This window comes from Legionella hackeliae, assembly GCF_000953655.1.
Classification (GTDB): Bacteria; Pseudomonadota; Gammaproteobacteria; order Legionellales; family Legionellaceae; genus Tatlockia; species Tatlockia hackeliae.
Map to the genome: position 1 here is coordinate 764042 of NZ_LN681225.1, position 13711 is coordinate 777752.

Below are 13711 nucleotides of genomic sequence, written 5' to 3' on the forward strand. Positions count from 1 at the left end.
CAGGCCTGGCGCCATACGGGTTATACTGTATAGAAATAATATTTTTCCTCTTTAACTACGCCAAAAAAATGTTACTATCGGGCATCTGGCAGTATTGAGATTACTATGACAAAACCAAGCACGTTTCAAGAAATTATTTTAACATTGCAGCAGTTTTGGGCTGACCAGGGTTGTGTAGTGCTGCAGCCTTTGGATATGGAAGTAGGCGCGGGAACATTTCACCCTGCTACATTTTTGCGAGCGATCGGTCCTGAACCTTGGTCTGCTGCCTATGTGCAACCTTCTCGTCGCCCTACAGATGGTCGTTACGGTGAGAATCCAAATCGCGTCCAACATTATTATCAATTCCAGGTTGTATTAAAGCCCTCTCCCTTGGATATTCAGGAAAAATATCTTGATTCGTTGCGTGCCTTAGGCGTCGACCCGCTGGCTGATGACATCCGTTTTGTTGAAGACAACTGGGAGTCACCCACACTTGGTGCCTGGGGATTAGGATGGGAAGTTTGGCAAAATGGGATGGAAGTATCTCAATTTACCTATTTCCAACAAGTTGGTGGATTAACTTGTAAGCCAGTTACTGGTGAATTGACCTATGGTCTTGAGCGTATCTCAATGTATGTTTTAGGCGTTGATAATTTGTTTGAATTGCCCTGGAGTAAAACGGCTAATGGCATTGTCACTTATGGCGATGTATTTCACCAAAACGAAGTTGAAATGTCTGCTTACAATTTTGAACATGCCAATGTCGATGCCTTATTTAAGCAATTTGATTATTATGAGGTAGAGGCGCAAAAATTAGTGGCACTTAACCTGCCTTTGCCGGCTTATGAAATGGTTATGAAAGCTTCACATGCGTTTAATTTGTTAGATGCAAGACGCGCTATTTCCGTCACCGAACGTCAACGCTATATTCTTAGAGTACGTCATTTATCAAGATCGGTGGCTCAGGCTTATTATGATGCGCGTGAAGCGCTGGGTTTTCCTATGCTAAAGGTGTGCAATGGTCAATGATTTTTTATTTGAACTAGGATGTGAAGAACTTCCTTCAGGTGCTGTTTGGCCCCTAACAGAGGCTTTGACGGCCAATCTTCTTCAAGCGCTTGAAAAGGCCCAAATTAGCTATGGGAAAGTGCACTCTTTTGCTACCCCAAGACGATTAGCTGTGCTAATTACACAATTGCAAGAAGAGCAACCAAGTCAGACTGTATCTCGACGCGGGCCCGCTGTAGCTGCGGCTTATGCCCCCGATGGACAACCTACACCTGCTTTACTTGGATTTGCAAAATCTTGTGGGGTGGAGGTGGAAGCGCTTTCAGTCAGTAAAACTGATAAAGGCGAATGGTTGGCGTATGAATCTACCAGCGAAGGCGCGAAAACGAAAGATCTGATGCCGGAATTGGTTCATCAGGCCATTGCTAATTTACCTATCCCAAAACCTATGCGTTGGGGGGATGGTGATGCTGAATTTGCTCGACCAGTACACTGGGCAGTATTGTTATACGGTAATGAAGTTATCAAAACCAATATTCTGGGAGTAGAAACAGGACGTAAGACCTACGGTCATCGTTTTCATCATCCGCAAGCAATTGAAATAACGGCACCTAAAGACTATGAGTCGTTACTGCAACAAGCCTTTGTGATTACTGATTTTGCAGCGCGTAGAGCTATGATTGTAAAACAAGTGCAACAACTTGCAGAAAATTACAGCGCAAAGGCTGTGATGCCAGAAAGTTTACTGGATGAAGTAACGTCTATTGTTGAATGGCCACAAGCTCTTCTTGCTGATTTTGAGAAAGAATTTCTCAAGGTGCCGTCGGAAGCATTAATAGCCTCGATGCAATCCCATCAGAAATGCTTTGCCTTACAGGATAAATCAGGACAACTATTACCTCACTTTATTACGGTAGCAAATATTTCAAGCTCTCAACCGTCACAAGTGGTATTAGGAAATGAGAAGGTTATGCGGGCACGTTTAAGTGATGCAGCATTCTTCTTCCATCAAGATCAGAAAGAACCATTAAGTCAGCGTATTGCAGCTACTGAAAAAGTTGTCTTCCAGGCTAAATTAGGTACGTTACGTGAAAAAGCGGCACGCATTGAAGAATTAATGAAAGTGCTCAGTGATTCACTTCATTTGGACAAACAACAAGCAACTCGTGCCGCTCAATTATCGAAATGCGATTTAATGACTGGCATGGTAGGTGAGTTCCCGGAGCTACAAGGTCTCATGGGCTATTATTATGCGCGTCATGATGGGGAAGCGAATGAAGTTGCGGTTGCTTTAAATGAGCAATATATGCCGCGTTTCGCAGCGGATAATTTGCCTTCGTCGCCTTTAGGTGTCGCAATATCTTTAGCAGACAGATTAGATACTCTGGTTGGTATTTTTGCGATTGGACAGAAGCCTTCTGGTGTTAAAGATCCTTTTAAATTACGCCGTCATGCCCTGGCTATTGCCCGTCTTTTAATTTCAACACCAGCAAAACTTAATCTTGCAATGTTGATCGCAGAAACGGTTAAAATTTATGGCAATAAAGTATCAATAGATGCAGCTTCTATTGCTGAGATTCAACCGTTTATTTTGGAGCGCATGCAATCTCACTACCATAGTCAAAATATAAGTGTGGATTTATTCCATGCAGTACGTGCACGACAAGAGAATTGGCTTTTTGATTTTGACAAACGTATTGTGGCATTAGCAGAGTTTGTTGTATTACCAGAGGCCACGGTGCTTTCTGCTGCTTGTAAGCGAGTTAATAATTTGTTGCAACAAGCAGATCAATCACTAGCTATGTCCATTGATGAAAACCTATTGGAAGAAGGCGCTGAGAGGTCACTTTTTACACATTTGCGCGATATGGAGAAGAGAGTAGAGCCACTTTATATTGCTGCAGATTATAAAAATATACTGACCCAACTTGCTAGTTTGCGAGAACCCGTTGACGCATTTTTTGAGCACGTCATGGTCATGGTTGAAAATCAAGCTATCAAAAAAAATCGGTTACAGTTGTTAGCTCGGTTACAAGCTTTGTTGCAGGGAGTTGCTGATATTTCTTTGTTGCAGTTGAATCCATGAATAAAGTCATTCTTCTAGATAGGGATGGAGTAATTAATCAGGACTCACTGCATTATATCAAATCAGCCGAAGAATTTATCTTTTTGCCAGGCAGCATTGATGCGATTGCTCGACTAACTAGAGCAGGTTATCGTATTGGTGTCGCGACCAATCAATCAGGGGTTTCTCGCGGTTATTATACTGAAGAAGAATTAGCAATTATTCATCATAAATTAATCCAGGAGGTGCAGGCTGATGGGGGAGAAATCGCTGCAATAGAATACTGTATTCATATGCCTAATGCAGGATGTGTTTGTCGCAAACCGCAACCTGGGATGCTAAAGGCACTTGCGCGGCGTTTGAATTGTTCCTTAAGTGATGTTCCTTTTGTAGGTGACAGGGTTTCTGATATTCAAGCCGCTGAAGCGGCAGGGGCAACTCCTATAATGGTGCTTTCCCCGATGACTGATCGTGTTGGCTTGCAAGATTATGCCCATGTACCGGTGTATTCCTCATTGATTGAATATGTAGATTTTTTATTGGCTAAAACATGACGAATGAAATTGCAATTGGTTATGAAGGCGAGGAGCAAAGAATCCAAGCAGAGGAACTTGCCCAATCGTTGCAGTTAAAAATTAATAATCAAGCCGAACAACAATTGGTTGTTACCGCCGATAAACTTGTTTTAAAAATGGGTGATTTCTTACCTTTAAACGCTGACTTTACTGCCTCAACCTGGCAGAAGCGTCGTGATGCAGGGAAAAAGCAGGGATTAATTCGTGCTTGTAAACCTGGACCTGGTGTTCGCATTATCGATGCTACAGCAGGATGGGGGCGTGATGCAGCAGTGCTAGCCAGTTTTGGAGCGCGGGTAATCATGTTAGAGCGTCAGCCTATTTTAGCGGCGTTATTGAATGACGCTTTAATGCGTCGTGATGCGCATACCAGAAAAATTTTGCAACTTAAATTGTATCATGTCGATGCATTCAATTATCTGCATGAGTTATCACAACAAGATTACCCCGATGTGATTTATATCGATCCGATGCATCCTGAACGACAAAAATCTGCGTTGGTAAAAAAAGACATGCAGGTATTGCAGCAATTGATTGCGCGAGACGATAAGACCGAAGAATTAATTCAATTGGCCAAGACTAGAGTAATGAAAAGAGTTGTTGTCAAATGGCCACAACATTCACCAGCGTTAGAAAAACCTGACACGACTATAGCGGGCAAAACAGTACGCTTTGATATTTACTTTCCTGGTAGAGATTAATCTGGATGCCTCGGACAAGCCGAGGCACGTAGAGAGGAGGAGGTTTAGTTTAGGTCAAATTTTCCAATCTAGGTAATGAGTGAGCTAGAAGGTAGAGTCCCATTCCCTATGTTCCGTTTGTCCTGTTAAAAATGTGTCAATTGCTGTGGTTAAACGCAGAAACTAAGTCCCCATTCTCTACATGTCCGGGTTTTTTTGGTTCAGAAGTATAGCGATTGCGGCGGGTAAATGCAGAGGTTAGAGGTCCATTCACTAGGTCCCGATTGTCCTGGTAAAAAATATAGCAAGTGCTGCAGTTAAACGGAGAAACTAGAGTCCCATTCTCTACGTACCTGGCTTTGTTTAGTTCAAAAGTATAGCGATTGCGGCGGGTAAGCAGAGATTAGAGGCCTATTCTCTACGTGCCTCGGCTTGTCCGAGGCTCCAGGAGAAAGGGGTAATCCAGTTCTCGATGATTAAATAAAATCAAACTCATTCAATTCATCACGAAGACGCTTTTCTTCAAAAAGCTCTTCAATTCGTCTGCGGCGTTCAAGTTTTGTAGTTAACCCCGATTCGGTAATGTCTTGTGAGGCGATAGTTTCTTCCATGTCCGTGTCGAAATCATCAAAGCGTTGTATGGTCATTGCAATTCCTCCTTGCAGCAAGTTAATCCGTGATCATATGACCCTTTATAGAAAAATAACAGAATTCCAATGTTAAAAACAGTGGAATTCTGGCAAGTTGCTTTTTTAGGGAGGGGTGTGTTGTGGTTGAGCATCGGGTTCTGGGATATCAGGTATGGGTGTTTCACGTAATGTATTCAATTCTTTTTTATACTTTGCAAGATCTGTAGTTGCAGGAGCTTTGGCGCTTTCTTCTCGTTCTGCCTTCAAATTTTTTGCGATTCTTTCTGTTCGTTGAAGACGAGTAGGGTCTTTATCAAACAATCCACCAGGCTCACCTTCTTTGTGACTGGAACTAGTCAATTTTCTGTCGGCACCGTTGACTTTGATGGATATTTTGTCAGGTTCAAAACCAGCATTGATGCAGGCTTCATACATTTTTCTTGCGTATTCTTCTGCTTCTAAAGGGTCTTTTTCATAATTAACATTAATAGTAACGGTATCATGACCACAGGCTCTTACGGCTTCTGCGAGACTTTGAAGATCATAATCTACCTGTTGATGGCGACTGTTGTAATAAATGAAACCGAATTTAGGAAGTTGCACATTAAAACTACCGTCTGGGGCTTTAACAATGTCTCTTCCTGTAATTGTTTTTAGTACAGATAGATCCTCAACACGCATATTTTTTAAGTTAACGCTACCGGTGTCAGGATTACTGCTCATTATTACGCCGGGTTGCTTTATACCCATTTTCTTCAAGTTTTGGGTAGCAAGTTCATCAATAGCTTTCTGAAACTCTTTGTTATTGAGGGTGCGCATAGCACCAATATAGGCAATACGATCATGCTCGCGTTGTATTGCTTGATGAGTCATTGAAATACTATCGTTAACACCGCTTTCAAATTCTTTCAGTTTTGCAGCATGTGATTTATCGGATGCGTCAATCAGTTCATCAATTGCATTATCAATTTCGTCGTCACCAGTTAAACCCATTACATTTTGTAGATGAGTTCTAAAATTCACATCGGTTTTTAAGTCCATCAAATTTTGCTTGGCTTCAGCTTGATGAGCCTTAATGGCATCCATTGCTTCTACCTTGGAGGCATGAAGTATTCCCGGGAGATTCTTAATTAATTTATTGTATTCCTGAATTTCCTGAGGAGTGCCTGTGACAGGAGGATTTTTTAGCCTTTGGTTGAGCATCTCCATGTCGTTATTAAAACGCTCAAGTGCTGTTGTCAGTGTGGGCGTATCTTGCAATGCCGTTTTAATTGCATTTTTAACATCAGGTGTATTGGCATGGTTGCTCTCTTGCAATCTCTTCCAGTTATCCCCTAGAGCAGGTGCTGTAATCGGTTGTTTTTTATCGTCTTTCTTACCGGTATCTACCTGAAATTTAAGAAGATCAGTTAACCCTTTATCACGTGTTTTCTGATAGGTATTAAAACTCTCAGTCCCTGAGACACCTTGAGAAAGGTGAATACTTTGCAAATACTGCTCAATAAATTCTTTTCGTTTGGAAGGACTGAAATATTTATCGAGGTCTTTGGTGGTACTAAGAAGTCTAAATAGTGGATAGTTAAAAAGCCCCATGTTAATTCCTGTAAGAACTTCTAATAAAAACAGTATAACATTAATTTCTTAACTTAGAATTAAGCTTTTTAAGTCTTTAAGCCAGTGTTTTTTTGCAGGAAATGTTCTGAAAAAAACCCGGATGCAAACCAAGCAGACTTCCGGGTTTTTGGCGTTTAAATTACTGCCAGGCTGGAAGGGCTGCATCCCCAAAAAGCTCTTTTGCTTTTGCTTTTACTTCAGGTGAGTTCATTGCTTTAACAAATTGTTCAAGCTGAGGCTTTTTAATGCTATCTCGGCGAATTACAATTAAGTTTGCATAGGGGGAGTCTTTACCTTCTTTATAAATCGCATCTCGAGAAGGGCTAAGTCCTGCAGGAATTGCAAAAGTCGTGTTGATGACTGCTGCATCAACATCCGTTAAAACTCGAGGCAATTGCGCGGCATCAAGCTCTTTAATGACCAGTTGTTTAGGGTTGGTCGCGATATCGGACACTGATGTCGTGTCAGCTTTTTTTAGAGTAATCAATCCTGCTTTTTGCAAGAGTAATAGGGCACGTGCCTCATTACTGGGATCATTTGGGATTGCAATAATTGCTTTATTCTTCAATTGTTTTAACGATTTAACCTTGTTCGAATAAATACCCGCTGGATAAACAAAGGTCTTTCCTATTACTTCCAAATTATAACCATGTGCTTTCATAGCAGCTTGTAGATAAGGTAGATGCTGATAAACATTGGCATCGAGACTACCATCGTCTAACGCTTCATTCGGTAAATTATAATCATTAAATTCAACAATTTTGATTTCAAGATCAAACTCTTTTAAAGCAACATCCTTGGCAACTTCTACTAATTCAGTTTCAGGACCTGCTATGGTGCCAATGTTTAATGCATTCGGGGAGGGTTTATTGCAGGCAACTAAACCAACTATCAAGACGAACAGGCTTAAAATACGCATTAACTCTTTCTCCTCGTAATCAATTTACTTCAAAATGACTTAATTATGCGAAAAGCGCCGTGCCAAACGGTCGCCTCCCATTTGCAACAATTGCACAATGACAACCAATATCACGACAGTGGCTAGCATGATTCCAATATTGAAGCGCTGATAGCCATAGCGAATTGCTAAATCGCCCAAGCCTCCGCCACCGACTGTACCTGCCATTGCCGAATAATTTACCAGTGTAATTGCTGTAACTGTAGTCGCCTGAATTAACGCAGGGAAAGCTTCAGGGAATAAAATAAAGCGAATCATTTGCCAGGTATTTGTACCCATTGAGAAGCCGGCTTCAATTAATCCATTGGGCACATTTTGATAAATGTTATCTACTAACCGGGCAAAAAAAGGGGTGGCTCCTAATGTTAGTGGCACCATGGCCGCATGTATACCGATGGATGTTCCCACTAATAACCGGGTAAATGGAATTAGTGCAACCAAGAGGATGATAAAAGGAATAGAACGGCTGAAATTAATAAATCCTGAAATAAAACGATTTAAAAAGGCATGCGGCTTAATTTTAGTACTACTAAAAAGAAGAGTTCCTAATGGTAAGCCCAGCAAAACAGCGAAGAAGGTGCTGACGAGCACCATGTATAGAGTTTCGCCACTGGCTATTAATAAATCATAAAGCATTGTCAGTGACATACCCTAAAATCTCCACAGTTAAATTGGACGCTTCGCAGCGCTTGATAAATAAATCTAATAAGTTTTTATCCGCAATTAATTCAACGACTAAGACACCGCAAGTGACCCTATCAAAACGATCAATATTGGCCAATAAAATATTAATGTCCAGATTTAATTCGCGGCTGGTTTGGCTAATGAATGGCACAGTAGCGTTATCTCCCTGGAAAAATAAACGTAACAAGGGTTTATTGTTCGGGGTATTGGACAGGGAATTACGTAGACATACCGGAAGCTCAGGACTTAATTGTGCGTAAAGCATACTGCGAGCTTGACTATCTTTGTTATTGAATACACTTGCTAATGCAGTTGTTTCAATGATGGCTCCTGCCTCCATCACTGCCAGACGATGGCAAATACGTTTTACGACTTCCATTTCATGGGTAATCAAAACAATCGTTATCCCATAGAGGCTATTGATTTTTTTCAAGAGTTCTAAAATGGAGTTTGTTGTTTCGGGGTCTAGTGCAGACGTGGCCTCATCACAAAGCAAAATTTTAGGGGAACAACTAAGCGCTCGCGCGATAGCCACCCGTTGTTTTTGACCACCGCTTAGTTGATCAGGATAAAAATTTATTTTTTCTTCAAGTTCCACTAAAGGTAAAAGTTCCTCAATCCTGCTTTTAATAACTGCTTCGGACATTCCTTGAATCCGCATTGGGAGCGCAATATTTTCGTAAACGGTTTTTGAACTCAAGAGGTTAAAATGCTGAAAAATCATCGCCATCTTATGGCGTGCAATTCGCAATTGCCTGGCAGAGAGGGTGGTTAAGTCTTCGTTATCAATAACAACTTCACCACTGTCTGGTTGTTCTAATAAATTGACAGAGCGTAGCAAGGTGGATTTACCCGCTCCACTTCTACCAATAATGCCAAAAATCTCGCCTTCTTGCACAAATAAGTTAACGTTGCGCAAAGCAATAGTATTCGCATAGGATTTATTTAATCCATTTAATTCAATCATGATTTTACCTGACAGTTACAGCGTGCAGGGTAAAGAAGGAAGAGAACCCGCTTTAGCCGTATTTACAATAGAGTTGCTATTGAGCGCCCGCAAGCTGAATTTCAAATCGGCGCAGGGTACATGATACACGAACTTTCGATTGAAGAAAACTCTTAGCTTAAATTTTTAGTTCGATTATTTTTTACATTTAGACAGTGTGTGAGCAATCAATCTTTGCATAAAACTCACAGTCCTTAATCTTCACTTAATAAAGTAGTGATATATTTTCCAATTAGAGATATATTTTATCAAAATCCTCCCAGTTGAGATTGTAAGTGAGCCGTTATGAGCCAAGAAGTTAAGCCTGTAAGTGCTTTTAAAACCTTAGAAGCCGAGTATGAAGCAAAAATCGCGCAAATTCGTAAGGATTTTCGTGACATACTAAATAGGGTAAGAGCAATTAAAGAAATGAAAGATTTTCTAGAAGCTAGTAAATCTAGAGATGTTTCAAACAAAAATGATCCAGCCCAAGGTTCAAACCCAGAAAGTTTACCTCCGGAAGGTTCACTGCCAAAGAGCTCTATGGAGAGTGGAGCGATAGTAATTGACCCTTTCACGAAGTATGAGCAAGATTTTAACAACAAGAAATCGGACCTCAAAAAAATAGTGTCATTTGGGGATGATAAAAAAATTCTCGTTGAGTTTGCTCAAAAAGTTTTTAATCCCCTAGTGGAATTAGAAACGAATGTTATAAAGTTAAACAAAGTTGGGAAAAAACTTCCTTCCTTTATTAAGCGACATCACCTTAAAGAGTTAGTGTCTATTGAACCTGAATTATTAAGTTTGTTCATAGGGCAAGATGCCTGGTTAAGTCGTTTAATTGGCACAGATACTGAAAAGGCTGCACAAGAGTCTAAAGAGCAATTCGAAAAACGGCTCCAACCCTTTAAAGATTCAATTACCAAATTATCTGAGCATAAAGCAAGCTATCTTCCACTCCTTAAGCGATTTGAAGAAGGAACACTCTCAGAATTTACTCATTTTAGTAGAGAAAAGCGTAGTGTAGAGAATATAATTCAATCGCTTCGTGTTTATGCTAGTCGTGCCACAGATGAGGGCCATTACAAAACAGAAATAGATGATGAGTATGGAAAATATAAAGATATTCCTTTGCATTATCTCAGTGACTCTCTTCGTAAAAAACAAGGGAAAGTGTTAGATAACATTTTGGGACAACTCGCAAGAATTGATAAGTTTCGCAAAAGTGATGCAGATATTTCGTCAGGTTATCAAGCACAAATCACTTTCCTTGAGAAAGTTTTGAAAAGCCAGCAGCCATGGGAAGTGGAATTGGAAGTGCAGCTTAAGCATAGGGCTAAATTAATTGCGAAAGAAGAAAAACGATTCAAAGAAGAGGACAAAGATTATTTAGCAGCAGCCGATGATCAAAAGAAACAAAAACATTTATTACAAGCTCATTTGTCCGCCTTTCAAGGGAAATTGCCAGATATTGAGGAAGAACAGGCTGCTTATTTAGAGCAGCAAAAGGAATACGCTATTCTGTTTAAGAAAAATATTAATCCTTTCGGTCTCTCTAAAGATAGAGAGGAAGCAGATACTTATGTTCTCACACAATTGACCAAACTTTATCGTACTTTTGTAGTGGCTGAATCAGCTCGAATTGTTCTAGCTGCCGCTGATGCTTCTGCAAAAGAAAAGCAAAATGTTAAAGTTGCATCTCCTAGTACGACAGAAAAGCAATCTAACGTTGCTGAGGACAATGACTCTTCCAGAAAATCGGGTTATGGACGAGATCGATTTTTTACGGAAGGGAGTCATCCCTCATCAACCGACGAAGAATTGCAGATTACGTCAGAAAATACTCCAAAATAAATAAAAAGGGCCAGATTATCTGGCCTTTTTATTAAACGCTTAGTTCTTTGACCGTTTCCGGTCCATTATCCTTCCTTTGTAGCAGTTCAGCGCGAGTATGCGCAAACAAATCAAAGCCAGTAAACGCTGAATATTTTAATGATGAAGGTTGAAGAGTTACTGCACTGGAATGAATCTTCATACTAAAGAAACTATGCGAATTTTGAGCTTCTGTTGGGTATTGAAGTCGCTGTATAGCTAGAATAAATTTTACGAAATGATCATTTTGTTTGACGATATAAGGAAAGGGACTTAATTGCGATAATCTAAAAAACTGCATCATTTCCTGAATAAGTTGAGGGGATTGATGGCGTTTAATCACTTCCAATAAAAAGTTAAAATTAATTTCTGTCGAAAAACTTAATGCTTCTAATGTAAACCGCTCAAGTTGACTTATCTTCTTTTTGACCTGCTCGATATCTTGTTGAGAAAGCAATGGTATTCGTGTCTTATTAGTAACTTGTTTGAGAAGCACTTCAAGAGTTCTCAGCCTAAGTGGTGAACTGAAAAATTCATAAAAATCAGAGTTATCTATGCGGAATTCGTCTTGGGCGGATTTGCTATAAATTAGCCCAAGGCTGAACAAATCTTGGGTAAAACTAGTAAAATTAACCGAGTTATCATCACAAGATTCATACTTGGCAAACATGTGCTGAACCAAACCTAGGACTAGCTCGAATGGGAGTGGGGCTCTGGCCTCATATTTATTATCCAGGATATTCTGAATAAACTTCGCACAATGAGGGCCTTTCTTCAGAAAGATTTCATTCATCATACTAGTAAACGATGAAACTGTAAGAGGTTCTCGTCTTTTAAAATGAAAATCCAAAAGCTTGCAGACGGATTCTGTGGAAACCTTTTGCTTACTGCGAATACATCTATCGATTAATTTATAGAGATCCTTTAAGAATGGTTGGGAACCTACCTGTTGTGGTTGATGAAGATTATCCAAATACTCAATGAACACTGTTAAAAATAGGTGGGTATTGTGTCTTTCTTCATAATTAACCTTTGTTGTTAAAGATTTAAGAATTGTGTGATACCACATCATGTTCCTAGCATAAACGAGAGATTTGGAGTCTAACATAGATGTTTTAATAAAAAATTAAGGCATTAAAAATTTAGGCCTGGGGATTCAGTGAAATAAAGTTGTTGGTAACTTTTTGACCTTGACGATATTAAAAATTTTGCTATGCTGCGCGCCAAGCAAAAATGGCTAAAAATGGATAACTTTAAATGGAGTATTATTAATCTCTAACAATAAAGGTGAATCTTGTATTTTTTCAAAATATCTAAAAAAAACCCACAAAAGACAACGCTTTTTACCCGTGTTTCAGATGGACCTAAAGGTAATTCAGTTGTTTGTATAGCTAAAAAAGAGAATGGTACAAAAAGAGCACTGATAAAGGTAGGGGATGTTCTTGGTAATGAATCTTTCTATGAAAGCGTATACGCTGATGAAATTGAAGTTAATGAAGAATTATTCGCGATCTCAAGAGAGATGTTTTGTGGAGACTTAATACGTACTATTAATCCTGGTTGCACCTCCAAATATAATCGATACCATGGAAAAGATTTGAATGAATTGTTCATTGGATCAGATTTTATGGAACATTTCAAAACCTGGAAGGCATCTTACAACCATAGTGCACAAACAATCCTGGGGTATAAAATTAATTCCGAAGGAGATGTGGTACTTCCGCAAGGAGCCACGAAACCCGTACGGGGACTCGGTGCATGCGCTGTTTTATTAACAGTTCTTGGTCGAGGAGATAGAGGATATACTAATTGGGGCGTGGTGGAATGTGATACACACCTTCAAATTACCTTAATTGATTTTGGCCAATGTCTTATTCAGTTTATACTTTTTGAAGATGAAGACTGCAAAGACGAATTAGAGGGCATTGCGAAAAACGCAGAGGATACAGGATATCTAGAAGATCCCAAGGATAAATGCATAGAGGAACAAAACACTGATAATCGAGGTCCAGATGTCGATTATCAAGATTTGGAAAGTTCAGTGCCCTCAAATTCAAAAACTAAAGAAGACAGTGATTGGCTAAATTTCAAAAATCCCTTTGATGTAATTAATGCTGTCTTTCAACAATATAGTAGTTTAGCTAAACCAATTCTTGATAATCCTCAAGCTCAATATGTTGAACCGCCGCTCCCTGGACAGTTTCTACAATCACAACATATAAAATGCGAAATTTTTGAAACGATTCATCAGCTTCATTCCATGCCTTTCTCGGATATTGTGAAAATAGCAAATGATAATTTCAAAGAGTTCCCTGGTTATAAAGCAGCAATGTTGCAGGATAAAAAACTCATCATTGAACATTTATATAATCAATTCAAAGATGATAAAGAATATGTTGCTGTTCAGTTTATTAATCGATGTTTTGTAAAATTAAATACAGGGTTTAAATTGAGTAATCTTGATGATAACAGCATCAATTATATCTTAAGCATTTATAGATTTGTTAATCCGCAAAATGACAGTTATAAGGAAGCAATATTTTGCAAGCAGATACGAACTATGCTTAGACCTGAAGAGAGAATGGAAATGCAAAGCGATATTGAAGAGACACCTGTTGCGAGAATGGCTCCTCAATCCTCATAATCCTGCTCTTTATAC

12 protein-coding genes are annotated in these 13711 nt (G+C 39.5%); 6 read left to right on the forward strand and 6 right to left on the reverse strand.

Annotated elements, in window-relative coordinates; genetic code table 11:
- Positions 1-105 precede the first annotated feature (105 nt).
- The 4 genes from glyQ to LHA_RS03585 are packed head-to-tail and all read left to right on the forward strand — an operon-like array spanning position 106 to position 4331.
- The gene (gene glyQ, locus LHA_RS03570) at positions 106-1011 is read left to right on the forward strand and encodes a glycine--tRNA ligase subunit alpha (protein ID WP_045105312.1); all 906 of its coding nucleotides are present in this window, start codon (positions 106-108) and stop codon (positions 1009-1011) included.
- Positions 1001-3076 (forward strand): glycine--tRNA ligase subunit beta, encoded by a 2076-nt coding sequence (gene glyS / locus LHA_RS03575; protein ID WP_045105313.1) that lies wholly within the window; start codon positions 1001-1003, stop codon positions 3074-3076. Before glyQ ends, glyS begins: the two co-directional genes overlap by 11 nt.
- On the forward strand, positions 3073-3609 hold the full coding sequence (gmhB, locus tag LHA_RS03580; protein ID WP_045105314.1) for a D-glycero-beta-D-manno-heptose 1,7-bisphosphate 7-phosphatase: 537 nt from the start codon (positions 3073-3075) through the stop codon (positions 3607-3609). Before glyS ends, gmhB begins: the two co-directional genes overlap by 4 nt.
- Positions 3606-4331, forward strand: coding sequence for a class I SAM-dependent methyltransferase (locus LHA_RS03585; RefSeq protein WP_045105315.1), 726 nt, complete (start codon positions 3606-3608; stop codon positions 4329-4331). The genes gmhB and LHA_RS03585 overlap by 4 nt, the downstream gene beginning before the upstream one ends.
- Before the next feature lie 455 nt (positions 4332-4786).
- Here the strand turns inward: LHA_RS03585 and LHA_RS17040 are convergent, their stop codons facing one another.
- The 5 genes from LHA_RS17040 to LHA_RS03605 form a co-directional block, all read right to left on the reverse strand.
- The gene (locus LHA_RS17040; protein ID WP_172480822.1) at positions 4787-4957 is read right to left on the reverse strand and encodes a PA3496 family putative envelope integrity protein; all 171 of its coding nucleotides are present in this window, start codon (positions 4955-4957) and stop codon (positions 4787-4789) included.
- A gap of 105 nt (positions 4958-5062) precedes the next feature.
- Entirely contained in the window at positions 5063-6532 is a 1470-nt protein-coding gene (locus tag LHA_RS03590) for a hypothetical protein (RefSeq protein WP_045105316.1), read from the reverse strand.
- Positions 6533-6692: 160 nt separating this feature from the next.
- Positions 6693-7472 carry a MetQ/NlpA family ABC transporter substrate-binding protein gene (locus LHA_RS03595; RefSeq protein ID WP_045105317.1) on the reverse strand — a complete coding sequence of 260 codons (780 nt, stop codon included), beginning with the start codon at positions 7470-7472 and terminating at the stop codon, positions 6693-6695.
- 39 nt (positions 7473-7511) lie between these two features.
- A complete protein-coding gene (locus tag LHA_RS03600) occupies positions 7512-8159 on the reverse strand; it encodes a methionine ABC transporter permease (protein WP_045105318.1) in 648 nt (215 codons plus the stop codon).
- Positions 8137-9162, reverse strand: coding sequence for an ATP-binding cassette domain-containing protein (locus LHA_RS03605; RefSeq protein WP_045105319.1), 1026 nt, complete (start codon positions 9160-9162; stop codon positions 8137-8139). Before LHA_RS03605 ends, LHA_RS03600 begins: the two co-directional genes overlap by 23 nt.
- A gap of 324 nt (positions 9163-9486) precedes the next feature.
- Here LHA_RS03605 and LHA_RS03610 point away from each other — a divergent pair, with 324 nt between their 5' ends.
- Positions 9487-11034 (forward strand): hypothetical protein, encoded by a 1548-nt coding sequence (locus LHA_RS03610; RefSeq protein WP_045105320.1) that lies wholly within the window; start codon positions 9487-9489, stop codon positions 11032-11034.
- 31 nt (positions 11035-11065) lie between these two features.
- Here LHA_RS03610 and LHA_RS03615 read toward each other — a convergent pair whose 3' ends face one another.
- Positions 11066-12160 carry a hypothetical protein gene (locus tag LHA_RS03615; RefSeq protein ID WP_231861970.1) on the reverse strand — a complete coding sequence of 365 codons (1095 nt, stop codon included), beginning with the start codon at positions 12158-12160 and terminating at the stop codon, positions 11066-11068.
- Positions 12161-12346: 186 nt separating this feature from the next.
- Here LHA_RS03615 and LHA_RS03620 point away from each other — a divergent pair, with 186 nt between their 5' ends.
- Complete coding sequence (locus tag LHA_RS03620) at positions 12347-13696, forward strand: hypothetical protein (protein WP_045105322.1); 1350 nt, start codon at positions 12347-12349, stop codon at positions 13694-13696.
- Positions 13697-13711: the final 15 nt, after the last annotated feature.

Bases quoted from the DNA above. Each gene is read 5' to 3' on its own strand.
- glyQ (WP_045105312.1), top strand. From the start codon at position 106: ATGACAAAACCAAGCACGTTTCAAGAAATTATTTTAACATTGCAGCAG.
- glyS (WP_045105313.1), top strand. From the start codon at position 1,001: ATGGTCAATGATTTTTTATTTGAACTAGGATGTGAAGAACTTCCTTCA.
- gmhB (WP_045105314.1), top strand. From the start codon at position 3,073: ATGAATAAAGTCATTCTTCTAGATAGGGATGGAGTAATTAATCAGGAC.
- LHA_RS03585 (WP_045105315.1), top strand. From the start codon at position 3,606: ATGACGAATGAAATTGCAATTGGTTATGAAGGCGAGGAGCAAAGAATC.
- LHA_RS17040 (WP_172480822.1), bottom strand. From the start codon at position 4,957: ATGACCATACAACGCTTTGATGATTTCGACACGGACATGGAAGAAACT.
- LHA_RS03590 (WP_045105316.1), bottom strand. From the start codon at position 6,532: ATGGGGCTTTTTAACTATCCACTATTTAGACTTCTTAGTACCACCAAA.
- LHA_RS03595 (WP_045105317.1), bottom strand. From the start codon at position 7,472: ATGCGTATTTTAAGCCTGTTCGTCTTGATAGTTGGTTTAGTTGCCTGC.
- LHA_RS03600 (WP_045105318.1), bottom strand. From the start codon at position 8,159: ATGTCACTGACAATGCTTTATGATTTATTAATAGCCAGTGGCGAAACT.
- LHA_RS03605 (WP_045105319.1), bottom strand. From the start codon at position 9,162: ATGATTGAATTAAATGGATTAAATAAATCCTATGCGAATACTATTGCT.
- LHA_RS03610 (WP_045105320.1), top strand. From the start codon at position 9,487: ATGAGCCAAGAAGTTAAGCCTGTAAGTGCTTTTAAAACCTTAGAAGCC.
- LHA_RS03615 (WP_231861970.1), bottom strand. From the start codon at position 12,160: ATGTTAGACTCCAAATCTCTCGTTTATGCTAGGAACATGATGTGGTAT.